The 24,218-nt window shown below is 68.3% G+C and carries 21 protein-coding genes and 1 tRNA gene; 10 read left to right on the top strand and 12 right to left on the bottom strand.

Annotated elements, in window-relative coordinates; all coding sequences use genetic code 11:
- Nucleotides 1–167 precede the first annotated feature (167 nt).
- The 4 genes from V6B97_RS13745 (at nucleotide 168) to V6B97_RS13730 (ending at nucleotide 3,634) form a co-directional block, all read left to right on the top strand.
- On the top strand, nucleotides 168–1,178 hold the full coding sequence (locus tag V6B97_RS13745) for a metal ABC transporter solute-binding protein, Zn/Mn family (RefSeq protein ID WP_333507075.1): 1,011 nt from the start codon (nucleotides 168–170) through the stop codon (nucleotides 1,176–1,178).
- 6 nt (nucleotides 1,179–1,184) lie between these two features.
- Nucleotides 1,185–2,153, top strand: coding sequence for a metal ABC transporter ATP-binding protein (locus V6B97_RS13740; protein WP_333507074.1), 969 nt, complete (start codon nucleotides 1,185–1,187; stop codon nucleotides 2,151–2,153).
- Entirely contained in the window at nucleotides 2,153–2,980 is an 828-nt protein-coding gene (locus tag V6B97_RS13735) for a metal ABC transporter permease (protein WP_333507073.1), read from the top strand. The genes V6B97_RS13740 and V6B97_RS13735 overlap by 1 nt, the downstream gene beginning before the upstream one ends.
- A 222-nt stretch (nucleotides 2,981–3,202) precedes the next feature.
- A complete protein-coding gene (locus V6B97_RS13730; RefSeq protein ID WP_333507072.1) occupies nucleotides 3,203–3,634 on the top strand; it encodes a Fur family transcriptional regulator in 432 nt (143 codons plus the stop codon).
- A gap of 331 nt (nucleotides 3,635–3,965) precedes the next feature.
- Here V6B97_RS13730 and V6B97_RS13725 read toward each other — a convergent pair whose 3' ends face one another.
- The 7 genes from V6B97_RS13725 to V6B97_RS13695 form a co-directional block, all read right to left on the bottom strand.
- On the bottom strand, nucleotides 3,966–4,340 hold the full coding sequence (locus V6B97_RS13725; protein ID WP_333507071.1) for an iron hydrogenase small subunit: 375 nt from the start codon (nucleotides 4,338–4,340) through the stop codon (nucleotides 3,966–3,968).
- A gap of 11 nt (nucleotides 4,341–4,351) precedes the next feature.
- A complete protein-coding gene (locus V6B97_RS13720) occupies nucleotides 4,352–5,617 on the bottom strand; it encodes a [FeFe] hydrogenase, group A (protein WP_333507070.1) in 1,266 nt (421 codons plus the stop codon).
- A 94-nt stretch (nucleotides 5,618–5,711) separates the two neighbouring features.
- Entirely contained in the window at nucleotides 5,712–6,974 is a 1,263-nt protein-coding gene (hydF, locus tag V6B97_RS13715) for a [FeFe] hydrogenase H-cluster maturation GTPase HydF (RefSeq protein ID WP_333507069.1), read from the bottom strand.
- Entirely contained in the window at nucleotides 6,896–7,936 is a 1,041-nt protein-coding gene (hydE, locus tag V6B97_RS13710; protein WP_333507068.1) for a [FeFe] hydrogenase H-cluster radical SAM maturase HydE, read from the bottom strand. Before hydE ends, hydF begins: the two co-directional genes overlap by 79 nt.
- Nucleotides 7,936–9,408, bottom strand: a complete 1,473-nt coding sequence (locus V6B97_RS13705) for an aspartate ammonia-lyase (protein ID WP_333507067.1) — start codon at nucleotides 9,406–9,408, stop codon at nucleotides 7,936–7,938. Before V6B97_RS13705 ends, hydE begins: the two co-directional genes overlap by 1 nt.
- Nucleotides 9,409–9,517: 109 nt before the next feature.
- Entirely contained in the window at nucleotides 9,518–10,927 is a 1,410-nt protein-coding gene (gene hydG / locus V6B97_RS13700) for a [FeFe] hydrogenase H-cluster radical SAM maturase HydG (RefSeq protein WP_333507066.1), read from the bottom strand.
- Between the two features lie 33 nt (nucleotides 10,928–10,960).
- Complete coding sequence (locus V6B97_RS13695; protein WP_333507065.1) at nucleotides 10,961–11,230, bottom strand: TM1266 family iron-only hydrogenase system putative regulator; 270 nt, start codon at nucleotides 11,228–11,230, stop codon at nucleotides 10,961–10,963.
- Nucleotides 11,231–11,822: 592 nt separating this feature from the next.
- Here V6B97_RS13695 and V6B97_RS13690 point away from each other — a divergent pair.
- The 3 genes from V6B97_RS13690 to V6B97_RS13680 are packed head-to-tail and all read left to right on the top strand — an operon-like array spanning nucleotide 11,823 to nucleotide 13,741.
- Nucleotides 11,823–12,848 carry a FlgO family outer membrane protein gene (locus V6B97_RS13690; RefSeq protein ID WP_333507064.1) on the top strand — a complete coding sequence of 342 codons (1,026 nt, stop codon included), beginning with the start codon at nucleotides 11,823–11,825 and terminating at the stop codon, nucleotides 12,846–12,848.
- Nucleotides 12,849–12,875: 27 nt separating this feature from the next.
- Nucleotides 12,876–13,139: a hypothetical protein gene (locus V6B97_RS13685; protein WP_333507062.1), complete on the top strand. Its 264-nt coding sequence runs from the start codon at nucleotides 12,876–12,878 to the stop codon at nucleotides 13,137–13,139.
- Nucleotides 13,140–13,162: 23 nt separating this feature from the next.
- The gene (locus V6B97_RS13680) at nucleotides 13,163–13,741 is read left to right on the top strand and encodes a FlgO family outer membrane protein (protein WP_333507061.1); all 579 of its coding nucleotides are present in this window, start codon (nucleotides 13,163–13,165) and stop codon (nucleotides 13,739–13,741) included.
- 314 nt (nucleotides 13,742–14,055) lie between these two features.
- On the opposite strand, the gene lon is transcribed toward V6B97_RS13680, so the two are convergent.
- From lon to V6B97_RS13655, 5 genes are all read right to left on the bottom strand, one after another.
- Nucleotides 14,056–16,521 (bottom strand): endopeptidase La, encoded by a 2,466-nt coding sequence (lon, locus tag V6B97_RS13675; protein WP_333507060.1) that lies wholly within the window; start codon nucleotides 16,519–16,521, stop codon nucleotides 14,056–14,058.
- 270 nt (nucleotides 16,522–16,791) lie between these two features.
- Complete coding sequence (clpX, locus tag V6B97_RS13670) at nucleotides 16,792–18,045, bottom strand: ATP-dependent Clp protease ATP-binding subunit ClpX (RefSeq protein ID WP_333507059.1); 1,254 nt, start codon at nucleotides 18,043–18,045, stop codon at nucleotides 16,792–16,794.
- Between the two features lie 7 nt (nucleotides 18,046–18,052).
- Nucleotides 18,053–18,697 (bottom strand): ATP-dependent Clp endopeptidase proteolytic subunit ClpP, encoded by a 645-nt coding sequence (gene clpP / locus V6B97_RS13665; protein WP_333507095.1) that lies wholly within the window; start codon nucleotides 18,695–18,697, stop codon nucleotides 18,053–18,055.
- Nucleotides 18,698–19,245: 548 nt separating this feature from the next.
- Nucleotides 19,246–20,544 (bottom strand): trigger factor, encoded by a 1,299-nt coding sequence (gene tig, locus V6B97_RS13660; protein ID WP_333507057.1) that lies wholly within the window; start codon nucleotides 20,542–20,544, stop codon nucleotides 19,246–19,248.
- A gap of 75 nt (nucleotides 20,545–20,619) precedes the next feature.
- A tRNA-Leu gene (locus V6B97_RS13655) sits at nucleotides 20,620–20,704 on the bottom strand.
- A 405-nt stretch (nucleotides 20,705–21,109) separates the two neighbouring features.
- Between V6B97_RS13655 and V6B97_RS13650 the strand changes: the two genes are divergently transcribed.
- The 3 genes from V6B97_RS13650 to V6B97_RS13640 all read left to right on the top strand — a co-directional run bounded on the left by V6B97_RS13650 (nucleotide 21,110) and on the right by V6B97_RS13640 (nucleotide 24,048).
- Nucleotides 21,110–22,069, top strand: coding sequence for a selenium metabolism-associated LysR family transcriptional regulator (locus tag V6B97_RS13650; protein WP_333507056.1), 960 nt, complete (start codon nucleotides 21,110–21,112; stop codon nucleotides 22,067–22,069).
- Nucleotides 22,066–23,118 (top strand): selenide, water dikinase SelD, encoded by a 1,053-nt coding sequence (gene selD, locus V6B97_RS13645; protein ID WP_333507055.1) that lies wholly within the window; start codon nucleotides 22,066–22,068, stop codon nucleotides 23,116–23,118. Before V6B97_RS13650 ends, selD begins: the two co-directional genes overlap by 4 nt.
- A 516-nt stretch (nucleotides 23,119–23,634) precedes the next feature.
- Nucleotides 23,635–24,048 (top strand): helix-turn-helix domain-containing protein, encoded by a 414-nt coding sequence (locus tag V6B97_RS13640; protein WP_333507054.1) that lies wholly within the window; start codon nucleotides 23,635–23,637, stop codon nucleotides 24,046–24,048.
- Nucleotides 24,049–24,218 lie beyond the last annotated feature (170 nt).

The following is a 24,218-nucleotide window of genomic DNA, read 5'->3' as shown; positions in this document are numbered from 1 at the left end:
GGATGCGGCCAGGTCGATGCGGCCAGGTCGATACGGTGGCTCGTGCGCCGCCAGGCAGCCTTCTTCTGCTCCCCGCGTTGACAGCGCGCGGCCAGAGGGCTACACGATCAAATGCAACCGAGTTGCATTTTCAACCCTTCAGCCCCGTTCATATCTCCGGAGGCGCCATGACCATCCGCTTCGCCCTTCCGAAAGCCATCGCGCAGTTGTTCGCCCTGCTCTCGCTGTCCTGCCTGCTTGCCGCGCCCGGCTCCCCCGCCGTTGCGCCCGCCAATGCCGCTGCCGCCGTGCAGGTGGCGGTCAGCATCCTGCCGCAGAAATATTTCGTCCAGCGCATCGCGGGCGACCTGGCCGAGGTCACGGTGATGGTGCCCCCCGGCGCGGACCCGCACACCTACGAGCCCAAGCCCAGCCAGATGCGCGGGCTTGCCGGGGCCAAACTGTACATGACCATCGGCGTGCCCTTCGAAAAGGCCTGGCTGGAACGCATCACGGCGGCGGGCGGCAAGGACATGACCATGGTGCGCCTGGAAAAGGGCATCGACCTCCTGCCGCAGGACGAGCACTTCCTGGATGAAGACCACGGCCACGACGCCGACCACGCCAAGCCGGGCCACAAGGAAAACGGGCACAAGGACGGCCACCACGCCGAAGCCGCCGAAGGCCACCACCACGACCACGATGGCGGCGACCCGCACATCTGGCTGTCCCCGGCGCTGGTGAAGATGATGGCCGGCTCCATCAAGGCCGCGCTGGTCAAGGCCGACCCGGCCCACGCCCCCCTGTACCGCGCCAACCACGACGCCTTCGTGCGCGAACTGGACGAACTGGACCTGCACATCAACGGCCTGTTCGAGAACGTGCCCGAAAACCGTCGCCGCTTCATGGTCTTTCACCCGGCGTGGAGCTACTTCGCCCACAACTACAACCTGCGCGAAATCGCCATAGAGGTGGAAGGCCGCGAACCGGGGCCGAAGCAGTTGACCCGCATCGTGGAGTTCGCCAAGAAGGAAAAGATCGAAGCCATCTTCGTCCAGCCGCAATTCTCGAAGCGCGGCGCGGAAACCATCGCCCGCAACGTGGGAGCCACGCTCATCGAAGCCGACCCGCTGGCCGAGGACTGGGCCGCCAACATCCGCCGCGTGGCCGAGGCCATGGCCAACACCCTGAGCAAGTAGACACGCATGCACATGCCCGCCAGCGCGCCCGGTACCCCGAACGCATCACCGGACGCATCGTCCGGCCCCTCACCGGGGACCGCGCCGCAGACAGGACACGAACCGGTCATCACCGTGCGCGGCCTGTGCTTCGCCTACGGCGACGACCCGGTGCTGGACCACGTGGATCTTACGGTGGAGCGCGGCGAATTCCTGGCCGTGCTCGGCCCCAACGGCGGCGGCAAGACCACCCTGCTCAAGCTGCTGCTGGGGCTGCTGGCGCCGCGTTCCGGCAGCGTGGAGGTCTTCGGCGGTCCGCCGCGGGCGGCGCTGCCGCGCATCGGCTACGTGCCGCAGTATTCCACGGCCCGGCTGGACTTTCCCGTCACCGTGCTGGACGTGGTGCTGATGGGCCTTGCGGGCACCCGGCGCGGTCTCTTCGGCCGTCACTGGTCGCGCGACGCCGTATCCGTGGACCGCGCGCGGGAAGCGCTGGACCAGGTGGGCCTTTCCGGCATGGAACGGCGCATGGTGGGCGAGCTTTCCGGCGGCCAGCGCCAGCGGGCCGTGGTGGCCCGCGCCCTGATGGCCCAGCCGGAACTGCTGCTACTGGACGAGCCCACCGCCTCCATCGACCCGCAGGGTTCGTTCTGCTTCTTCGAATTCCTGGGTACCCTGCGCGGCCCGCACACCCTGGTGGTGGTCAGCCACGACCTGTCCATCGCCACGTCCACCTTCTCCAACGTGGCCTTCGTCAACCGCACCCTGGTGCACAGCCGCGGCGCCGGCCTGACCCCGGACATGCTGGCCATGCTCTACGGCCACCACGAAAAGACCTGCCCCATGGGGGCGTTCATCTCTTCCGTCTCCGGGCTGTTCCCGGTGCTGCCGCGCATGGACGATCTGCCGCCTTCCGCCGCCGCCACGCCCCCCGCCCCTCCGGACGCCCCGGCCCCCCCGGCCGCCTCCACCCGCCCGGCCGCAAAGGACGCCTGATGCTCCACGCGCTCTCCTACGACTTCATGCAGCAGGCCCTGGCCGCGTCGCTGCTGGCCAGCATCGCCTGCGGGGTCATCGGCACCCTGGTGGTGGTGAACCGGCTGGTGTTCCTGGCGGGCGGGGTGTCGCACGCGGCCTACGGCGGCGTGGGGCTGGCCTTCCACTACGGCTGGCCGGTGCTGCCCAGCGCCATCGGCTTTTCCGTGGCCTCGTCCATGCTCATGGCCGGGGTGGCCCTGAAACGGCCGGAAAAGGCCGACACGGCCATCGGCGTGCTATGGGCGGCGGGCATGGCCTTCGGCATCATCCTCATCGACCTTACCCCCGGCTACAAGGCCGACCTGATGAGCTTCCTGTTCGGGTCCATCCTGGCCGTGCCGGTCACCGACCTGTACCTGATGGCCGCGCTGGATGCGGCGCTGCTGGCCGTGGTGGCCCTGTGCCACCAGACCCTGCTGGTGACCTCGTTCGACCGCGAATTCGCGGAGGCGCGCGGCCTGCCGGTGCGCACCGCGCACTACCTGGTGGTGGGCATGACGGCGGTGGGCGTGGTGATGCTGATCCGCGTGGTGGGGCTTGTGCTGGTCATGGCCCTGCTGACCATCCCGCCGTTCATCGCGGCGCGCTCGGCCCGTTCGCTGCCGTCCATGATGGCCGCCGCCACGGCGTGGAGCACCGCGTTCTGCGTGGGCGGGCTGGCCCTGGCCTACCGCTGGGACGTGACCTCGGGCGCGGCCATCATCGCCGTGGCCTCGGCCGGGTTCATGGCCGTGTCCGGTGCGGGCGCGCTGCGCCGGGCCGTGGTGAAGCGCGGCGCAATATAAGTCGGGGGCTCCGCCCCGTCCCCCCGCAAGGGGGCCGCGCCATCTCTGCTGTCGGCGTCCGTAACGTTCGCGCTACGCGCTCACGTAACGGCTGCCGCCCCTTGACCCCTTTTGCCGTGTCTGTGCCCACTTCGTGGACACCGACACGGGGTGATACGTACAGGGGCTGTGACAGGGTACACCTCAGCAGTCCAGCCCCATCATCCCCCATCGGAACACGCCATGACCGATCCCATGACAGATGCCCGCGCCCGGCTGGAACAGGCCGGGCTGGAGGCCACCCCCCGCCGGGTGGCCGTGCTGGAGGCGCTGGCCGCCCTGCCCCACGCCCCGGCCGCGCAGGAACTGCTGGACGCCGTGCGCCGCACCACCCGCATGGACAAGGTGACCCTGTACCGCACCCTGGACCTGCTGGTGGAGGCGGACATCCTGCAACGTCACACCGGGGCCGACGGCGCGTTCCGGCACTGTATGGCCCCGGCGGGGGAAAACGCCACGCACGGCCATTTCCAATGCACCCGCTGCGGGGTGATGACCTGCCTGCCCCCGCTGCCCACGGCCCTGGACGCCGCCGCCCTGCTGCCCGCCGGGGTCACCGTGGAGCACGTGGAAGTACGCCTGGACGGGGTGTGCGGGCGCTGCCGCCAGGGCTGATTCCGTTCCCGGCACCTTTGCCGCCTGCCCGCTTCCGGCAGGCCATTGCCAGCAAGCCTGCTCAAGGCAGACCTTCCGGCGGACACCATCACCTTCCCCACTACCCGCCCTCTCTCCCCCCCACCACCACACGGCGCAAGGGCCGGGCATCCGATGTCTTCCGGATGTCCGGCCCTTGCGCCGTCATGTGCCCTCGCCGCATTCCGTCGACCCGTGACCTCGCCCTTGGTGTCAGGGGGTTCCTCCCCTCGTCGCAGGCGGGCCGTCGAATCATGTACGGGGCGGGCCTCGGCCCGCTTCAGGGTGCCGCGCCAGCGCGGCCGCTCCACCGTTATTCGTAGGGGTAGGTGTTGCCCTCGAATTCCTTGGCGCGCGGGTTGGGGTAGGCCCCCTCGGCCTTCATGCGCTCGATGGCCTTGGAGCGATCCACCCAGTGGGTGTGCAGCAACTGCTCGGCCTTGTGGCCCATGGGTTCGCCCAGGAAGTCCTTGTACAGCTTCTGGACCTGCGCGTTGTCCTGCGAGGCGCGCACCGGGAACTTGGCGTCCGCCCCGTACACCGCGTTGATGCGGTCCATCATGTAGTCCTTGAGCTGCCTGGCGGCGGCCACGGCCTTGCCGGTCATGCGGATGCTGATCAGCGCGCCGCCGGTGACGACGCAGGCGGCCTTCAGGAAGCCGCGCCGGGTGATGTTGACGATCTGCATGGTGGTTCCTCCTATGCCCGGCTGGCGCTGGCCATGGCCAGGCGCTTCTTGAGGCCCGCGTACATCTGCGTCACCCTGCGGTCGGCCGCTTCGAGCACGCCGGGCATCACCGGCTGGCCGCCGCCGCACACGCAACCGCCGGGGCAGGCCATGAACTCGATGAAGTGCCACGGGGCCTTGCCCGCCTTCACCAGTTCGCACACGTCGTGGAAGCGCTTGGCCCCGTGCACCACGGCCACCTTCACGTCCACGCCGCCCACGTTCACCGTGGCTTCCTTCACGCCCTGCAACCCGCGCACGCCCTTGAAGTCCATGCTTTCCGGCTTCTTGCCGGTGACGGCCTGATAGGCGTAGCGCAGGGCCGCTTCCATGACGCCGCCGGTGACGCCGAACAAGGTCGCGCCGCCGGTGGATTCGCCCATCAGCGTGTCGCGTTTGCCGTCGGGCAGCTTGGTGAAGTCGATCTTGGCCTTCTTGATCATGTACGCCAGTTCGCGGGTGTCGATGGTGGCGTCGATGTCCTTGTGGCCGCTGTCCCACAACTGCGGGCGCATGCCTTCGTACTTCTTGGCGGTGCACGGCATGATGGACACCGTGTACACCTTGGCCCGGTCGTACTTCATGCGGTCGGCGCCGTAGGTCTTGGCCAGCGTGCCCAGCATGCCGATGGGCGACTTGCACGACGACATGTGCGGGAACAGTTCCGGATACAGCGATTCCACGTACTTGTGCCAGCCGGGGCAGCACGAGGTGAACTGGGGCAGCGGCTTGTCGATCTTCTTGGTCAGGCGCTGCACGAATTCGGTGCCTTCTTCCCAGATGGTCACGTCGGCGGTGAATTCGTTGTCCCAGCAGTGGTCGAAGCCCAGTTCCTTGAGCGCCGAGAACATCTTGCCGGTGGTCACGGCGCCCACGGGCAGGCCGAAGGCGTCGCCAAGGGCGTAGCGCACGGCGGGGGCGGGCATGGCGATGACCTTGACGTCCTTGGCCTTGAGCTGCTTGTCGATCTCGTTCACCCACGACTGCGATTCGTAAATGGCGCCCACGGGGCAGTGGGTCAGACACTGGCCGCAGTTGATGCACAGTTCCTCGTGGGGAATCTTGTGCGGGTCGCCCGTCTCGCCGAAGATGGCGCCCGTGGGGCAGTACTGCTGGCAGGTGTCGCACCCGATGCACTTTTCTTCATCGATCTGGATGAAGAAGAGCTTGTCGGGATCGGCCTTGGGGTCCGGAGCGTGATCTTCGTAGAAGATCTTCTCCATTTCGATACGGCTCATCTGCACGTCTCCTGTGGTTGAAGGTTGCGATCACGTCGTTGGCACCCGCGACGCCGTCCGAACACCTCCTTGTACCGCGCCGCCGTGGTGTCGTTCACGCGCCCCCCGCCGCCGCGCGGAAGGCGTCCAGCGCCGCCGGGAACGGTCCCAGTGCGCGGGGCAGCACCCCTTGCGTCAGCGAAATGGCCAGCCCGTAGTTGGTCATGGGCACCCCCGCCCGCCGCGCCGCGCGCAGCCGGGCCAGCATGTTGCCCCGGTTGATGACGCAGCCGCCGCAATGCACCACCAGCGCATAGGCGGCCATGTCCTCGGAAAGCTCCTTGCCCGCGGCGACGTCGATTTCGATGTCGCCGCCCGCATACTGGCGCAGCCAGCGGGGAATCTTGACCCGGCCGATGTCGTCGGCCAGGGGGTGGTGGGTGCAGGCTTCCGCTATCAGCACCCGGTCGCCGGGTCCCAGCCGTTGGATGGCCGCCGCCCCGCGCGCCAGTTCCACCAGGTCGCCCTTCAGCCGGGCCATGAGGATGGAAAAGGTGGTCAGGGGCACGCCGGGCGGGGTGTCCGCCGCGGCCTTCAGCACCACCTGCGAGTCGCACACCACAAGGTCCGGCGGCGCGGCAAGACGGTCCAGCGCGGCGCGCAGTTCGCGCTCCTTGACCACCAGGCACATCTGGTCGCCGTCCAGCAGGTCGCGGATGGCCTGCACCTGCGGCAGGATCAGCCGCCCCCTGGGCGCGCCGAGGTCGATGGGCACCACCAGCACCGCAAGCCCCCCCGGCGGCACCAGGTCGGACAGCATGTGCGGCTGGGCGATGGCGTGCTCCGGGGCCAGCATGGCGATGCTCTCGCGCACCGCGTCCAGCCCGTGGCCCAGCAGGGCCGAGGCCGCCACCACGACCACCCCGCACCCGGACAGGGTTTCCCTGACGTGGCCGGGCAGCGCGCCACAGGGGGCTCCGTCCGCACCATCCGCACCAAGGTCCGCCTTGTTGGCCACCACGAAGTACGGCAGCTTGCGGGCCGTAAACGCATCCGCCAGCGCTTCCTCGTCCCTGCCCCACGCGCCGTCGGTGACCAGCAGGGCCACGTCGGTGCGGTCCAGCGCCCGTTCCGAGCGTTCGCGGCGCAGCGCGCCCAGCGCGCCCTCGTCGTCGATGCCCGCCGTGTCGATAAACACCACGGGGCCGACCGGGTCCAGTTCCAGCGTCTTTTCCACGGGGTCGGTGGTGGTGCCCGGCGTGTCCGAAACGATGGACGCGCCCTGCCCCACCAGACCGTTCAGCAGCGACGACTTGCCGACGTTGCGGCGGCCGTAGATGCCGATGTGCAGCCGCAGTCCCCTGGGGGTATCCTGCATGCCCTTGCTCCTTGCGCCGGCGCGGGCACGCGCCCGGCCCGGCGGATGGTGTCCAGCGCGTCGTCCATGTCAACGCGCCGCTTGTGGTCATAGATGTGATAGTCCGCCCGGCGGGCGGCCGGGGTGAAGCCGGGCATCAGCACGTTGCCGCCCGCGCGCAGCCCGGCCAGTTGCCCGTCTTCCGGGGCCAGGGTGGCCAGGGCGGTGGTGGCGGGCAGGTTCAGGCCGGGCCGGGCGATGCGCAGCGCCGCCATGCAGCGCAGGGTCAGTTCCACCGGGCCGTGCGCCGACCCCGCCAGGGGCGTCGCGCCATTGGGCACGAAGGGACCGGCGCCGCACATGTCCGCCGCCAGCTCGCACACCAGCAGCACGTCGTCGGCAAGGCTCTCCGGCCGCTGGCCCGGCAGCCCCACGATGAACCCGCTGCCCACCTCGTAGCCTGCGTCGCGCAGGCGGCGCAGGGCCGCGATCCGCTGGGCCAGGGTCTTGCCGGGGTGCAGGCGGGCGTACAGGCGGGCGTCGGCCGTCTCGTGCTTCATCAGAAAGCGGTCCGCCCCGGCCGAGCGCCACAGGGCGTAGTCCTTCGCGGGCCGTTCGCCCACGCTCAGGGTGACGGCCAGGCCGAGTTTCGTCTTCACCGCCTCGACCATGGCCGCCAGGTCGCGCGAAGGCAGGCCGTAATCGTCGCCCGATTGCAGCACCACGGTATCCGCCCCGGCCTCGGCGGCCTCGCGCGCGGCGGCCATCACCTCGGGCAGGGACAGCCGGTAGCGGCGCACCTGCCCGTTGTCGCGGCGCAGCCCGCAGTAGGCGCAATTCCGGATGCAATGATTGGAGAATTCCACGATGCCGCGCACGTGCACCACATCGCCCTTGGCGGCGCGGCGCACCGCGTCGGCGTGGGCCGCAAGCTGCCCGAAGGGCATTTCGAACAGCAGGCCGAGAATCTCGTCGCGGTGCATTATGGCCGCCCCCGCCCGTTGCGCCGGTCGTCGCCGTCACCCGCGCGCCCCAGCCGGGCCATGGCCTCCGGAGCGAGCAGCCCGTCCAGCGTGGCGTCGTCCAGCAGGCCGGTGCGCCGGGCCGCCTCGCGCACCCCGCAGCCTTCCGCCCGCATGGTTTCCACCAACCGCGTGGCCCCCTCGTAGCCCAGCACCGGCACCAACGCGGTCACCGTGCCCCACGAGGCGTCCACGTGACGCGCACAGGCCGCCGCCTCCGCCCGCATGCCTTCCACGCAGAGGGTGCGGAACATGACGCAGGCGCGGGTGAGGATGGAAATGGTGTCCAGCAGCGCGTCGGCCACCAGCGGCATGAAGGCGTTCAATTCCAGTTGCCCGGCCTGTGCGGCCATGGTCAGGGCCGCGTCGTTGCCCAGGGCGCGCATGGCCGCCTGGGCCACGGCCTCGCAGATCACCGGGTTGACCTTGCCGGGCATCAGGCTGGACCCGGCCTGCACGGCGGGCAGCGCCAGTTCGCCCAGCCCCCCGCGCGGGCCGGAGGCCAGCAGCCGCAGGTCGGCGGAAATCTTCAGCAGGTTCACGGCATGCGCCTTGAGGATGCCGGAAACCTCCACGAACACGTCGGCGTTCTGGGTGGCGTCCACCAGGTTTTCGGCGCGGGCCAGGCCGAGCCCCGTCACCTCGCGCAGCCGTTCCACCACCAGGAAGATGTAGTCGCGCGGGGCGGTGATGCCCGTGCCCACCGCCGTGCCGCCCAGGTTGACCACGCGCAGTCGTTCCTCGCACTTGAAGATGCGCCAGCGGTCGCGCGAAAGGGCCTCCGCCCAGGCGGAACATTCCGCCCCCAGGGTCATGGGCACGGCGTCCTGCAACTGGGTGCGGCCCAGCTTGACCACCCCGGCGAAGTCGCGCTCGCGGTCCTGGAAGGCGCGTTGCAGGGCCGACACGGCCCGCTCCAGTTCGCGCAGGCCGCGCATGGCCGCCACGCGCAGCGCCGTGGGAAAGACGTCGTTGGTGGACTGGTGCAGGTTGACGTGGTCCAGCGGACGCACCAGCCGGTACGCGCCCCGCGTGCCGCCCATGAATTCTTCCGCCCGGTTGGCCAACACCTCGTTGACGTTCATGTTGGCCGAGGTGCCCGCGCCGCCCTGCAACGCATCGACCAGCACGTGCGCGCCAAGGCCGCCGTGCAACATCTCGTCGCAGGCGGCGCACACGGCGTCGGCCACGCGCGGCTCCAGGTGGCCCAGTTCGGCGTTGGCGCGGGCGCAGGCCTTCTTGACCAGGGCGAGCGCCTCCACCAGTCCCGGATGGAGGCACCGCCCGGTAAGGGCGAAATTGTCCAGCGCCCGCAGGGTGTGGATGCCGTGATAGGCATCCGCGGGCACGGGCATCTCGCCCAGCAGGTCGCGTTCCGCGCGGGCGGGTGCGTACGCCGCGCGGGCATGCGGCCCGCAGCTGTTCGAGGGCATGCCACCCCCGTCGGCCACGCCGACCGTATCGGCAGTGGCCGGCGGGACGGCGGCCGCGTCCATCAAGGACGGAACGGCCGCCATGCCCTGCCCCGCATATTCGACAGGTTCAGCAGAAGACATCCCTGCGCCCTTCCTGCACCTTGTCCAGCATGCGCTCGGCCACGCGGCGGATGCGGGCGTCCATGCAGCCCAGTTCGGCGGCGATGACGCCCTGCCCCACCTCGCGCTCGGTGGGAGTGCCGTAGTCGATGAGGTATTCGAGGAAGGTGGACAGGGCGTTGGGGGCGCACTTCTCCTTGATCAGGCCGGGCTTGGCCAGGTCCATGAAGTCCTGCCCGGTGCGGCCCAGGCGGTAGCAGGCGGTACAGAACGAGGGGATGTAACCCAGCCGCCCGATGTCGGCCACCACCTCCGAAAGGCTGCGGTGATCGCCGAGCTGGAACTGGCTGGATTCGAACTTCTCGGCCTCGGTGTAGCCGCCGGGGTTGGTGCGGCTGCCCGCCGATATCTGCGACACCCCAAGGGCAAAGGTGGAACGACGCACCTCGGCGTTCTCGCGCGTGGACATGATCAGGCCGGTGTAGGGCACGGCCAGCCGCAGGATGGCCACCAGCTTGCGGAAATCGTCGTCGGTCACGGCCCTGGGCGGACAGTTGGCCATCTCGGAGCCCATGGCGGGCTCGATGCGCGGCACGCTGATGGTGTGGCACCCCACCCCGAAGCGGTCTTCCAGATGACGGATGTGGCTCATGAGCGCCAGGGTGTCGAACCTCCAGTCGGCCAGCCCGTACAGCACGCCCAGGCCCACGTCGTCGATGCCCGCGCGCATGGCCCGGTCCATGGCCGAGGCGCGCCAGTCGAAGTCGCGCTTCAGGCCGCCCACGTGCACGCGGGCGTAGGTGGGCCGGTGGTAGGTTTCCTGGAACAACTGGTAGGTGCCGATGCCGCGTTCCTTCAGGCGGGTGAAGTCCTCCACCGTCAGCGGGGCCACGTTGACGTTGACCCGCCGGATCTCGCCGCTTTCCTCGCGCACCGAGTACACGGCGTCGATGGCCTTCAGCACGTACTCGAAGCCCTCGCCGGGGTAGGATTCACCCGCCACCAGCAGCACCCGCTTGTGGCCCTGGCCCACCAGCACGCGGGTTTCGGCGGCCACCTCGTCCATGGACAGGGCGCGGCGGTCCAGTTCCTTGTTGGTGGCGCGGAACGCACAGTACAGACATTCGTTGGCGCACAGGTTGGAGATGTACAGCGGCGCGAACATGACCAGCCGGTTGCCGTAGATCTCTTCCTTGACCCGGCGGGCCGTGTCGAACAGGTCGTCCATCAGGCCGGGGCTTTTCACGTGCATCAGCGCGGCCACGTCGTCGTGGTCCAGCCCTTCCAGTTCGCGGGCCTTTGCAAGAACCTCGCGTATCTTCCCCGCATCTTCGGCGGCGTTGCGGGCCAGCGTATCCGCGATGAAGCCGTCGTCAAGCCACGAAACGTCCCTGTCGGCATCCGTTGCCTTGCCCATGGTCCTGCTCCTTCCCCGGTATGGCGGCGCGGCTCACGCCGCGTCGGTAAGCAGAAGCGTCTTGATGCGCACGCCGGGGATGGCCCCCAGCCTGCCCGTCATCGCCCCCAGTTCGTCGGTGGTGCCGTCCACGATCAGCGAAATGACGCCCACTCCGCGCTCGCGATACGGCACCCCCATGCGTCCGATGACCAACGAAGCGAACTCGCTGATCACGGCATTGACCTTGTCCGCGCAGGCTTCGCGGTTGCTCACCAGCAGCGCCACCACGCCCACGCGCTTGCATTGTCCGTTGGCTTGCATCCCTGTCCGGCCTCCCCGGCCCCACACCCCAGCCCGTGACACGCGGCGGCTTGCGGCGCACGGAACGCACAGGTCGCACGCCACCGCCAACCGGGCTCCATCGCCCGCGCCGCGCGGCCTTTCCGCACGCGAGGCCGCCGTGTCCGCCGCACGTCGTGTTACGGCGTGCCCGGCGAGCTCTGGTGTTATGTTTTTTATTGCGATTACCCTTATGTGTTACCTATGTCAATTTCGTGCCACATATTCTCGACACGAAATCAATCATGAAAATAGCTTTCATCAATGCCAACGCTCCAAGTTGTTCAATCAAATAATATAAACCGCATGGACGGTGGTGCATCCCACGCCCTGTGCCCCAGTGCGTTGCGCCGGCGTTTTACCGCCCGCGCAACGCCTTGCCGTCGTTCTGCCTCCGGCATGACGGGCACCGCACCACCATGGGGGGCAACCTCAAGCTTTTCGCATTTGTGCCGATAGGACGAGCAACGAAGCATCCCGCAGGGACGCGCCCGGTCCGCACATCCGTACCGGCCCGTGTCCCCGGCATGCGGGGCGCGGCCCGACGCCGCGCGAAGTCCACCGGAGGCAACCCATGTCCCGTGAATCCCGCGTACCCCGCGAGTCGCATATTCCGCAGAATGATCCCGCCGCCGGACACGGCGGCGCGGACACCGGGCAGGGCAAACGCCCCGGTTCCGGCATCCGGCCATCCCGCGTCCCCCGCACGCCCCGCGCGGGCGTGGCCGCGCGGGGCCGCACCGGCCCCGTCCTGATTCGGCTGGTTTCAGCCGGGCTGCTCCTGACCGGACTGGCGCTTGCCGCCCTGCCGCTGCTGCCCCCCGGCGGCACGCCCGCCGGGGCCGAGATGCGCCAGTCGCAGGCTTCCCCGCCGCAGCCCGCCTCCATGGCGCCGCAGCCCCCGCGCCTCGGCGCGGACCCCGGCGCGCCGCTGGAGGCCAGGGAATCGGGCGAGGCCAACGTGAACGGGCAGACCACGCCCCTTTCCACGGTGGTCACCCACGACAACGGCTTCATGGTGCCCGACAATCAGGGCGGCATGTTCTGGAGCAAGGGCGTGCCGCGCCCCCAGGCGGACCCCAACCACATGGAGGCCCGCGAACTGAAGCTGAAGGTGCGCGAACTGGTGGACCAGTTGCTGTCCACGGTGCCCAACGACGCGCTGATGGGGTACATCGCCCTGCCTACGTCGTTCGTGAACCAGGACGACTTCGACGAGTCGTCGTCGCTGGGGCGGTACATCGCCGAACAACTGTTCTACGAATTCAACCAGCGCGGCTTTCCGGTGCGCGAATACCGCCTGCCCGGCACCCTGCGCCCGCGCGAGGGCGAGGGCGAATTCCTGCTTTCGCGCAACGTGGGCGTGCTGCCCGCGCGCGAGGGGTGGGCCGTGTTCGTGGCGGGCACCTACTACCGCGACAAGTACAGCGTGTTCATCAACGCCCGGCTGATCCGCGCGGCGGACGGCCTGGTGCTGCGTACGGCGGAACTGGTGATGCCCGCCAACGGCCTTCTGGGCCGCATGCTGGCCAACACCGGCCGCAAGCTGAGCGGCGGCTCCATGAACATCGGCGATTTCGACCGGACCACGCGCAAGTAGGCGCAACCGGATACAACGAGGCACATCATGCGCATTCCCGCCCTTCTGCTGCTGGCCTGCCTTGCCCTTCCCGCCCTTGCGGGATGCGGCAGACAGGTGGCCTCGGTGCCCGAAAGCGACGAGGCGCTGCACAATTGGCACCAGGGCCGCACCTATCAGGCCCAAGGCCGCTACGAACTGGCCCGCGAACACTACCTGCTGGCGCTGGCCGCCGCGCGCTCGGACGACGTGCGCGACGCCCTGACCCGCGAAGTGGACGTGGTGGACCGTCAGATCAAGACGCTGCGCTGACGCGGCGATTCCGGGAGACCCCCATGAAACGCATACTCGCCCTGCTCGTGCTGACCATCGGCCTGCTGCTGCCACTGGCGGCGGCCGCCGCCAGCGTGCCCGAGGCCGCCGACGCCATGGCCTCGGCCATGGACGTCCAGATGGCCCGCAAACTGGGGCAGGAAGCCCCGCCCGCCAAGGGCATCAGCATCATGGTCACCACTCCGGTGGACCTGGGCGACCTGGAAGGGGCTAACGGACTGGCCCGCCAGATGGCCGAGGAGATGTCCCGCTGGTTCGTGCAGGCGGGCTACAGGGTGCAGGAAATCCGCAAGGGCCGCACCATCCTGTTCCAGCCGGAAACGGGCGAACTGCTGCTGACCCGCAAGACGGAACTGCTGGGCACCCGGGACGTGTCCAGCGTGGCCATCCTGGCGGGCACCTACACCATCACCCCCAAGGCCGTGCGCTTCAACATGCGGCTCATCCACACCCCGTCCAACGAAGTGCTGGCCATGGGCACGGCCACGGTGCCGGTTTCCGAGGAACTACGGCCGTTGCTGGTGGACGCCTCGCGCACCCGGGGACCCATCCGGCCCAGTGTGGGCACCAGCCTGCGCTGACACCACGCTTCCGACGCCCCGCCCCCCGCGCCAGGGGGGCCAGGGCACGGGCACCACGCCCAGGATACGGACCGCCCCGCCCTGCCGTTCAGGACGGGGCGGCTCCTTTTGTCGAGCCGCGAACACGGCAAATGGGCATCACGCGCCCCGCTCTTTTCCTTCCATCCCCAAAAAGAACCCCCGTCGCGTCTCCGCAACGGGGGCTCATCGGACCAATTGAAAAGTTTGGGAGGATGGGGGTCCGGGGGAAGGAACCTTTTCCAAAAGGTTCCTTCCCCCGGTTATTCTTGCATCAAACCTTTTCCACGTTCCCGCTAATGCGCGGTGGGCACGGGCGGGGCCACGTCGCAGCCCGCGCCTTCGCGCAGGGTGCGGAACAGCGGCAGACCTTCGTCGGCGCGACCGGAGAAGATGGCTTCGGCCTCGCTTTCCAGGGCCAGGGGCAGCACTTCGTCCACGTGGTCCACGAAGGTGATGGTGAGGTCCTTCAGGATTTCGTCGGGCACTTCCTTGAGGTCCTTCTTGTTGTCGCGCGGCACGAGCACCTTGGTGATCAGTCCACGATGGGCGGCCAGCAGCTTTTCGCGCAGGCCGCCGATGGGCAGCACGCGGCCGCGCAGGGTGATCTCGCCGGTCATGGCCACGTCGTTGCGCACGGGCACGCCCAGCAGCGCCGAGACCAGCGAGGTGGCCAGGGTGATGCCGGCCGAGGGGCCGTCCTTGGGGGTGGCGCCTTCGGGCACGTGCACATGGATGTCGATGTCCTTGTGGAAGTCGCTGCGCAGGCCGAACATGTTGGACCGCGAGCGCACGTAGGACAACGCGGCCTTGGCCGATTCGGTCATGACCTCGCCGAGCTTGCCGGTGATGACCACCTTGCCGGTGCCGGGCATGAGGGCGGTTTCCACCATCAGCAGTTCGCCGCCAAGCTCGGTCCAGGCAAGGCCGGTGGTCACGCCCACCTGCGGGTTGGCCTCGCGCTCGCCGTAGCGGAACTTCTTCACGCCCAGGAACTGGGGCAGGTTCTGCCGGGTGACGGTGACCACCTTGTCCAGGTCGTCGGCCTCCACGATCTGCATGGCCGCCTTGCGGCACACGCCCGCCAGTTCGCGCTCCAGATTGCGCACGCCCGCCTCGCGGGTGTAGGTGCGGATCATCTCCAGCACGGCGTTGTCCGACATCCTCACGTTCTCGGGCTTGATGCCGTGCGCCTCGATCTGCTTGGGCAGCAGGAATTCGCGCGCGATGCGGCGCTTTTCCGTCTCCAGGTAGCCGGGCAGCCGGATGATCTCCATGCGGTCCTGCAACGGCAGGGGGATGGAGTGCAGGCTGTTGGCCGTGGTGATGAAGAACACCTGCGACAGGTCGTAGTCCATGTCCAGGTAGTGGTCGTTGAAGGTGTTGTTCTGCTCGGGATCCAGCACTTCCAGCAGGGCGGCCGAGGGGTCGCCCCGGAAGTCCATGCTCATCTTGTCGATTTCGTCCAGGCAGAACAGGGGGTTGTTGAACTTCACCCGCTTCAGCGACTGGATGATCTTGCCGGGCAGCGCGCCCACGTAGGTGCGCCGGTGGCCGCGGATTTCGGCCTCGTCGCGCACGCCGCCAAGCGAAAGGCGCACGAACTCGCGCCCGGTGGCCCTGGCCACCGATTTCGCCAGCGAGGTCTTGCCCACGCCGGGGGGACCGACGAGGCACAGGATGGGACCCTTCAGGCGGTTCACCAGCTTCTGGACGGCCAGATATTCAAGGATGCGCTCCTTGGGCTTTTCCAGGCCGTAGTGGTCGGCGTCGAGCACGGCGCGAGCCTTCTCGATGTCGATCTCGGTTTCCTTCAGGGTGTTCCACGGCAGGTCGAGAATCCAGTCCACGTAGTTGCGCACCACGGTGTACTCGGCGGACGAGGGCGGCATCTGGCGCAGCTTCTTCATCTCGCGCAGGGCCTTCTCGCGCGCCTCGTCGGGCATGTTCTTTTCCGCCAGGCGCTGTTCCAGTTCGTTGACCTCTGCCTGCGGGTCTTCCTCGCGGCCCATCTCCTTGTGGATGGCCTTGATCTGCTCGTTCAGGTAGTACTCGCGCTGGTTGCGCTCCATCTGGTTCTTGACGCGGTTCTTGATGCGCTTTTCCATGGACGAGATGGCGATCTCGCCCTGGAGCAGCTCGTACACCTTTTCCAGGCGCACCACCGGGTCTTCCAGTTCCAGCGCTTCCTGCTTCTTGCGGTAGTCCACCTTCAAATGGGGCATCACGGCGTCGGCGAGACGCCCCGCCGTATTGATGGCGGTGATGGCCAACAGGGTTTCCTGCGCCAGCTTCTTGTTGATCTTGCTGTATTCCTCCAGGGCTTCCTGCGTGGCGCGCACCAGGGCCTCGGACTCGGCGGTCAGGGCGTCGGATTCGCGCAGGGGCAGGATGGAGGCGCGGGGAAAGTCGCCCTCGCCGCCTTCTTCGCCCAGCGCTTCCCACCGGGCGCGGTACAGCCCTTCGAACAGCACCTTGATGGTGCCGTCGGGCAGGCGCAGCAGTTGCAGGATCTTGCTGACGGTGCCGACCTCGAAGAGGTCCTCGGCGCCGGGCTTTTCCACTTCGGGCTCACGCTGGGCCACCAGGAATATCTTCTTGCCGTAATCGGAGATGGCGTTCTCGATGGCCCGGATGGACGCCTCGCGCCCCACGAACAGGGGCACGATGGAGCGCGGGAACATCACCACCTCGCGCAGCGACATCAGCGGCAGGTCCAGGACTGGACGGGCCTTTTCGCCATCAACGTCGAAATCGCTCATTCATTCCTCCAGAACGGCGGCAGGGGCCGCCGGGTGCCCGCGCGCCGGAAGGGGGCGCGGGAGCCCCGCGTGCGAGACGGGGCACAATGCACACAAACTAGTGACCCGATTCCCGTTGTCAACGCCGGGCATGGGGCGCCCCGTGGGGTACGGGGAACGCATGCGGGCGCTTGCGGGAAGGCCGACGGAGGCTCCGGCGGGGCCGCGCCCGCACGGCGCGCGGGACGAAACCATACGGCGCGGCCCTTGCGGACCGCGCCGTTGCAGTGGCTAGGAGCCGGTCTTGGCCTCGGTGTGGTAGATCATCACCGGCTCGCGGCTTTTCTCCACCACGGCGCGGTTGATGACGCACTCCTTGATGTCCTGCTGCGAGGGCAGGTTGTACATGATGTCCAGCATCACCGATTCCATGACGTTGCGCAGGCCGCGCGCGCCGGTCTTGCGCTCGATGGCCTGGGTGGCGATGCTCTTCAGCGCGTTGGAGGTGAAACGCAGGTTCACCTTGTCCAGTTCGAACAGCTTCTGATACTGGCGCACCAGCGCGTTCTTGGGCTCGGTGAGGATGCGCACCAGGTCGTCCTCGCTCAATTCCTCCACGTGGGTGACCACGGGGATGCGGCCCACGAATTCGGGGATCAGGCCGAACCTCACGAGGTCGTTGGGGTGCACCTGGCCCAGCAGTTCGCCGAAGGGGACGTCCTTGCGGCTGGCCACCTTGGCGCCGAAGCCCATGGCCCCGCCGCCGATGCGCTGCTCGATGAGCTTGTCCAGCCCGATGAACGCCCCGCCGAGGATGAACAGGATGTTCGAGGTGTCCATCCTGATGAATTCCTGCTGCGGGTGCTTGCGCCCGCCCTTGGGCGGGATGTTGGCCTCGGTGCCTTCGATGATCTTCAGCAGGGCCTGCTGCACCCCTTCGCCCGACACGTCGCGGGTGATGGAGGGGCCGTCGCCCTTGCGGGAGATCTTGTCGATCTCGTCGATGTAGATGATGCCCTTGGACGCCGCCTCGATGTCGTAGTCGGCGTTCTGGAGCAGCTGGACCAGGATGTTCTCCACGTCCTCGCCCACGTAGCCCGCCTCGGTCAGGGTGGTGGCGTCGGCGATGGCGAAGGGCACCTTGAGCACGCGGGCCAGGGTCTTGGCCAGCAGGGTCTTGCCGCTGCCGGAAGGCCCGATGAGCAGGATGTTGCTCTTCTCCAGTTCCACCTCGCCGCCCAGTGCGCCGGCGAAGAAGACCCGCTTGTAGTGGTTGTGCACCGCCACGGACAGGATCTTCTTGGCCTGGTGCTGGCCGATCACGTATTCGTCGAGCTTGGCCTTGATCTCGGCGGGGGTGAGCAGCTTGCCCTCCTCCACCGTCTCGGTGATGTGCTCCTGCGCGATGATCTCGTTGCACAGCGAGACGCATTCGTCGCAGATGTAGACGCCGGGCCCGGCAATGAGGCGCTGCACGGCGTCCTGCCCCTTGCCGCAGAAGGAACAACGCAGCTCGCGGTCCGAGCCGCCCTTGGTATTGGCCATGATGTACCTACTTCGCTTGGTTCTGCGTGGCATCCCGCCGCGAGGTGAGGATGCTGTCGATGATGCCGTATTCCTTGGCCTCGGCGGGTCCCATGAAGTAATCACGCTCGGTGTCGTCGGCAACCCGCTCCACGGGCTGGCCGGTGTGGCGGGCCATGATTTCGTTCAGGTTGGCCTTCATGCGCAGCACTTCGCGGGCGTGGATGTCGATGTCGCTGGCCTGGCCGTGGAAGCCGCCCGAGGGCTGGTGGATCATGATGCGGCTGTTGGGCAGCGCGTGGCGCATGCCGGGAGCGCCGGAGGCCAGCAGCAGCGCGCCCATGCTGGCGGCCTGGCCCAGGCACAGGGTGGCCACGGGCGAGGTGATGTACTGCATGGTGTCGTAGATGGCCATGCCCGCCGTCACCGAGCCGCCCGGCGAGTTGATGTACAGGTAGATTTCCTTCTCGGGGTTTTCCGATTCGAGGAACAGCAGCTGCGCGCAGATGAGCGCGGCGATCTGGTCGTCGATGGGGGTGCCCAGCAGGATGATGCGGTCCTTCAGCAGGCGCGAATAGATGTCGTAGGCGCGTTCGGAACGGCCCGTGGTCTCGATGACTATGGGAACTGGCATGTGCCTCTCCTGCGTGTGTCGGCCGTATGCGGCCCGTATGGAACCCGTGTGCGGTCGCGTGCGGTCTGCGCGGTCCTGTGCGGTCCTGTATGATCAGGGCGACGGCGCACGCGGCGCCGGATGATCCGGCCGGTGAAGGGGACGTGTCCGGCCCCGGCCATGAAGGCCGTCTACCGGGCGGGCGCCCGCACCCTGCGCATGCGGAATGCGCGGTCACGGGGCCGGTGCGAAACTGACTCGTTGCCTCAAGGATAGCAGAAGACCGCCCCGCACCACAAGGCGCGCGTGGCGCTCCGGCTGCCCGCGCCACCGGCGGCAGGCGGGGCTGGGCCGGGCTGAATCGGGGCCGGTGCCGCCGGGCGCGAGCAGCCACATCCGGCGGAGGGACACCCCCTCCTGCCGCCGGCCGGAGCGCCCGGCGCGGCGAGCCGCCCATCCGTCTTGTCGGCCGGAAACGGCGTTCCTTTACGAATCCCCCGACGAAAACAAGGGGCAGGAAGGTGCGGGTGCACCCCCCTGCCCCGAACATGCATCCAGGAACCGGGCGGGCCGGTTCGAGTGCGCAGGTCGCGCGGGCGAAGCGGCCGCTATTTCGCGGCGGGCTCCACTTCGGTCACCGTGGCCTTCTCGTAGATGGCGTCCATGGCCTTGTCGGCCAGCATGCGGTCGCGCAGCGAGAATATCTGGTTGTTCTTGATGTAGTAGTCCTTCAGGGCGTTGTAGTCCTGGCCGGAACGCATGGCGATCTGCTGGATCTGGGTGTCGATCTCCTGCTCGGTCACTTCCACGCTTTCCTTGCGGGCGGCGCGCAGCAGGAAGATCTGGGTGCGGGTCACCTGCTCGGCTTCGGGGCGCACTTCGGCGCGCAATTCCTCGGGCTTCTTGCCCAGGGATTCCATGCTCTTGCCCTGGCGTTCCAGCTTGGAGCGCATGTCGTCCAGCAGATGGCCCACGTACATGTCCACCATGGACTCGGGCAGGGGGAAGTCCACCATCTTCAGCAGCTTGTCCAGCATGGTCTTCTGGGCGGTGGCCTTCACAAGCTGGGTGCGGCTCTGCATGTAGGAAGAGGTGACCGCCTCGCGCATCTTGTCCATGGACTCGAAGCCCCCGGCTTTCTGGGCCAGGTCGTCGTTGGCCTCGGGCAGGCGGCGTTCCTTCACGGCGTGCACCTTGACCTTCACGGTCAGGCTCTTGCCCGCGAAATCGGGGTTGATGAAGTCGGCCGGGAAGTTCAGGGGGCCTTCGCCCTCTTCGCCGGGGGCCAGGGTCTTCACCAGGTTTTCGAAGTCTTCCAGGGCCTGGCGGTCGCCAAGGTTCATCTGGAAGTTCTCGGCGCTGATGCCTTCCACCGGCTCGCCGTTCTCGAACGCGGCGAAGTCCAGCACCACCACGTCGCCGTCACGGCCGGGGCGCGACTCGGCCACGGGAACCAGTTCGGCCATGTTGGTGCGGATGCGGGTGATGACCTCGTCCACTTCCTTCTCGTCCACCACGGCCTTTTCCTGCTCCACGGCAAAGCCGTCGTAGTCGGGCAGGTCGAATTCGGGCAGCACTTCAAAGGAAATGCTGTACTCGAAGGGGGTGCCGCGCTCCAGCTGCCCGCCGTCGAAGTCGATGCGCGAGATGGGGTTGGCGTCCAGCGCGGTCATCACTTCGTTGATATGCACGTTGACGAGGTCCTGGGTGGCCTCGTTGTAGATTTCCTTGCGGAAGCGGCTTTCGACCAGGTTCGCGGGCACCTTGCCCTTGCGGAACCCGTCAAGGGTCATGTTGGTGCGGTACATGGCGATGGCGGCGGACAGGGCGGCCTCCACCTCTTCGACCGGCACCGTGATGTTGACCTTTTTCTTGACCGGGGAAAGATCTTCGACGGTATATTCCATGGTGCAACGCTCCTTGTGAAAGTCTGTTCGTGCCCGGCGCCCCTGCCGCGCCATGGCTGGCGGGGCGCGGTGCGCTGGTGCCGGGGGCGGGGATTGAACCCGCATGGTGTGAACCACTGGCTTCTAAGACCAGCGCGTATACCAGTTCCGCCACCCCGGCAGTGCGACGGCGCGTTCCCGTGCCGCCAGCCCGGCGGTGCCCCGTGCGGCAGGCGCCGCAAGGCTCGGGACGCTCCGGCGACGGTTCGGCGACGCTTCGGAAAGCCCGCTCCTTTACCATTTGTGACAGCGGAGCGCAAGCCCGCGTCATGGCGGAAGCCGCGCCCCGGCGGGGTGCGCGCGGCATGCGGCACGGCGGTCCTCCCCCCCTGCCCCGCCAGCCTTACCGGATGGTTCGCGGCATCATGGCGCTCCCCGTCCTTCCCCCGCCCTGCCCGCCCGGCCCCGGCGGCCGCCCTGCGCACGCCGGTACGCGCCAATACGCGCAATATGCGCGCATGAGAAAGATGGCCTCCAACCCGCCAGCTTTCTTGACGTATCATTTCCATCAATATACACAATCGAAATGCTGGATTTCAGAAGACTCGAAGCGTTCTGCAAGGTCTACGAACTGCGCAGTTTTTCGCGGGCCGGGGCGGACCTGTTCCTCTCCCAGCCCACCATCAGCGCGCACGTCCTTGCACTGGAAAAGGAACTGGGCGTCCGCCTGCTGGACCGCATGGGCCGGCAGGTGCTGCCCACGCCCGCCGGAGAGGTGCTCTACCGGCGCGCGTCAGAGGCGTTCGCCAGCCTTGCCGCCGCAGAGGCCGAAATCGGCCAGTTGCGCGACGAGGTCAGCGGCGACCTGGTGGTGGGCGGCAGCACCATACCCGCGCATCATGTCCTGCCGGAGGTCATCGCCGGGTTCGTGCGCACCTATCCTGCGGTGCGCGTGCACCTGCGCGTGGGCGACACGGCGGACATCGTGCAGCGCGTCAGCGACGGCGAACTGATGCTGGGCCTGGTGGGCGCGGTGGAGCCGCACCCCGACCTGGTGTTCGAGCCGTTGGTGGACGACGAGCTGGTGGTGGTGGCCACGCCGGAACTGGCGGGCGGCAGGCGCCACGTGCAGGTCGAGGAATTGGCCCAATGGCCGTGGATCATGCGCGAGGCCGGGTCCGGCACGCGGCGCACCTTTGCCGAAGCGCTGGCCTCGGCGGGCATGGACGTGCGGCGGTTGCCGGTGGCCCTGGTGGTGGACAGCACCCAGGCCGTGGTGCAGTACGTGCGCGCGGGCCTTGGGGTCAGCGCCACCTCGCGCCTGGCCGTGGCCGAAAGCATCGCCCGGGGCGAACTGGTGGAGTTGCAGCTTGACGACTGCCGCCCCGCGCGCCAGTTCCACTCGGTGCGCCATGCCCGGCGGCACCGTTTTCCGGCGGCGGCGGCCTTTGCCGCCTACCTCGGCGAGCACACCCGCCACCTGCGCAACGGCAGGGACGCGGACGCGGCGAACGGCGGCAAGGGCCGCGACAAGGACAAGGCATGAGCCGCATTCGGCTTGTCGATTCGGTCAAGGCCGCCGGTTGAGCCGCCAAGGTGGCTCCGGGGGACCTGGAGCGCATCCTGGCGGGCCTTCCGCGCGACCCCGCCGTTGAGGACAGGGTCATCGTGGGCACGCGCCACAACGAGGACGCGGCCGTGGTGCGCCTGCCCGATGGACGCGCCATCGTGCAGACGCTGGACTTCTTCACGCCCATCGTCAACGACCCGTACCGCTTCGGGCGCATCGCCGCGGCCAACGCCCTGTCCGACGTCTACGCCATGGGCGGCGAGCCGTGGTGCGCCATGAACATCGTCTGCTTTCCGGTAAAGCGGCTGCCGGAAACCATCCTGGCCGACATCCTGCGCGGCGGGTCCGACGCCCTGCGCGAGGCGGGCGCGGCGCTGGTGGGCGGCCACAGCGTGGAGGACGACGAAATCAAGTACGGCCTGTCCGTCACCGGGCTCATCGACCCGGACAAGGTGGCCTCCAACGCGGGCCTGCGCCCCGGCGACCGGCTGCTGCTCACCAAGCCGCTGGGCACCGGCATCCTGGCCACGGCGGTCAAGGCCAGTTGGCCGGGGTGGGAGGAGTACGAGGAAGAACTGTTCCGCTGGGCCTCGCGCCTGAACAAGGGCGCAGGCCGGGTCATCCGCGAACTGGGCCTGAAGGCCGCCACCGACGTGACCGGCTTCGGCCTTGGCGGGCACTGCCTGGAGATGGCCAACGCCTCCGAGGTCACCGTGGCCCTGGACACCGCCGCCCTGCCCGTGCTGCCCGGCGTGGCGGAACTGGCGGGCATGGGCCTGGTTCCGGAAGGCAGCCACGCCAACCGCGCCTACTGCCACAAGCACGTGCGCACCGAGCCCGGCGTCAGCCCCGTGCTGGCCGACGTGGCCTTCGACGCCCAGACCTCGGGCGGCATGGTGCTGGCCGTGCAGCCGGAACTGGTGGACCGGGCCGTGGCCCTGCTGGCCGAATCCGGCGACCCGGCCTATCCCGTGGGAGAAGTGCTCGAAGCTCTTCCCGGCGGCGTGCGGCTGGTGCTGCGCTGACGCGCAGCCTGCTCCCCTATCCGCCTATCCGCCGATCCGCCAGTCCGGCGACCCCGCGATCCGGCGTAGCCGGGGACACGGACAAACAACCAGAGAATTCCCGTTGATGCTCCACGCCCCGGCTGCCCGAAAGCGCCGGGGCGTTTCCCATGCCCGTTCCCGCCCCGGATGCGCTTTCCCGCCTACCCCCACCCCCACCCCACCCTGCTCCGGACGGGCGGACTCCTTTCGCGCCCCCTTCCTTCACCTTGACGCATTCCAAGCGGTTACGGCATAGTGCCCCCAGGTGCTCACAACACCTTTTCCACAGGCGGACCGCCGCCGACACAGCGGGGTTGTGCTTGCGTTGCAGGCACGACCGTCTTCTCGCGCGTACGTGTCGGGAGTGCGGAGAATACAATACCCCGCAAGGGGGAATAATCCCGCCGTCCTGTGGCGGTTGTGAGCTCCCGGCAATCTGCGCGGCCGGTGTCTCCCTCCGGGCAGTTGCCTACCCGCAACGCCGGAGGGCTTGTCATGTCGGAACACCCCGCACCCTACGGGCCAGACGCCAAGGTACAGTTGGCCCGCATCCTTGAGGCCACCGGGTGCCGTTCCCGGACCGAACTGGCCGAACTGCTGGGCATCTCGCTGGCGGCAATGGCCAGGGCCAGGAAAAGCGAGGTGATCCCCGCGGACTGGCTGGTCCGGCTGACGCGGCTGGGCATCAATTCCGACTGGATCGTCACCGGCATCGGCCCCCGCTACACGCCATCCGGCCCTGGCTCCGGGGAACAGGCGGTCGTCGAAGCGCCCCCCGGAACCATCCTGCAGGACATCCTGCGCTGCTTTCCCACCCAGGCGCTGACCGACGAACTGGACAGGCGCCGACGCCCCCTCCTGCGCAAGAGACCAATCCCCGCCGTATCGCGGGACGCGGCGAAACGCTGAAACGCGCCCCGCCCGCGCGGGGCAGCTTTCCATGTCTCTGGCAAAATCAAAACCACCCGCATAGCGGGTGGTTTGCTCTGCCCTATAAGGGCATCTTACCGGCCTGCGCCTAAAGGACGCTGCTTTCACTGCGTTCAAGCCAGTACCTTTGTCTCTTTGGCTACCCCTTG

The organism is Nitratidesulfovibrio sp. 1201_IL3209 (genome assembly GCF_036763125.1).
Classification (GTDB): Bacteria; Desulfobacterota; Desulfovibrionia; order Desulfovibrionales; family Desulfovibrionaceae; genus Cupidesulfovibrio.
Note: the sequence above shows the minus strand (reverse complement) of the source record. Positions and strands in the feature narration are given on the sequence as shown.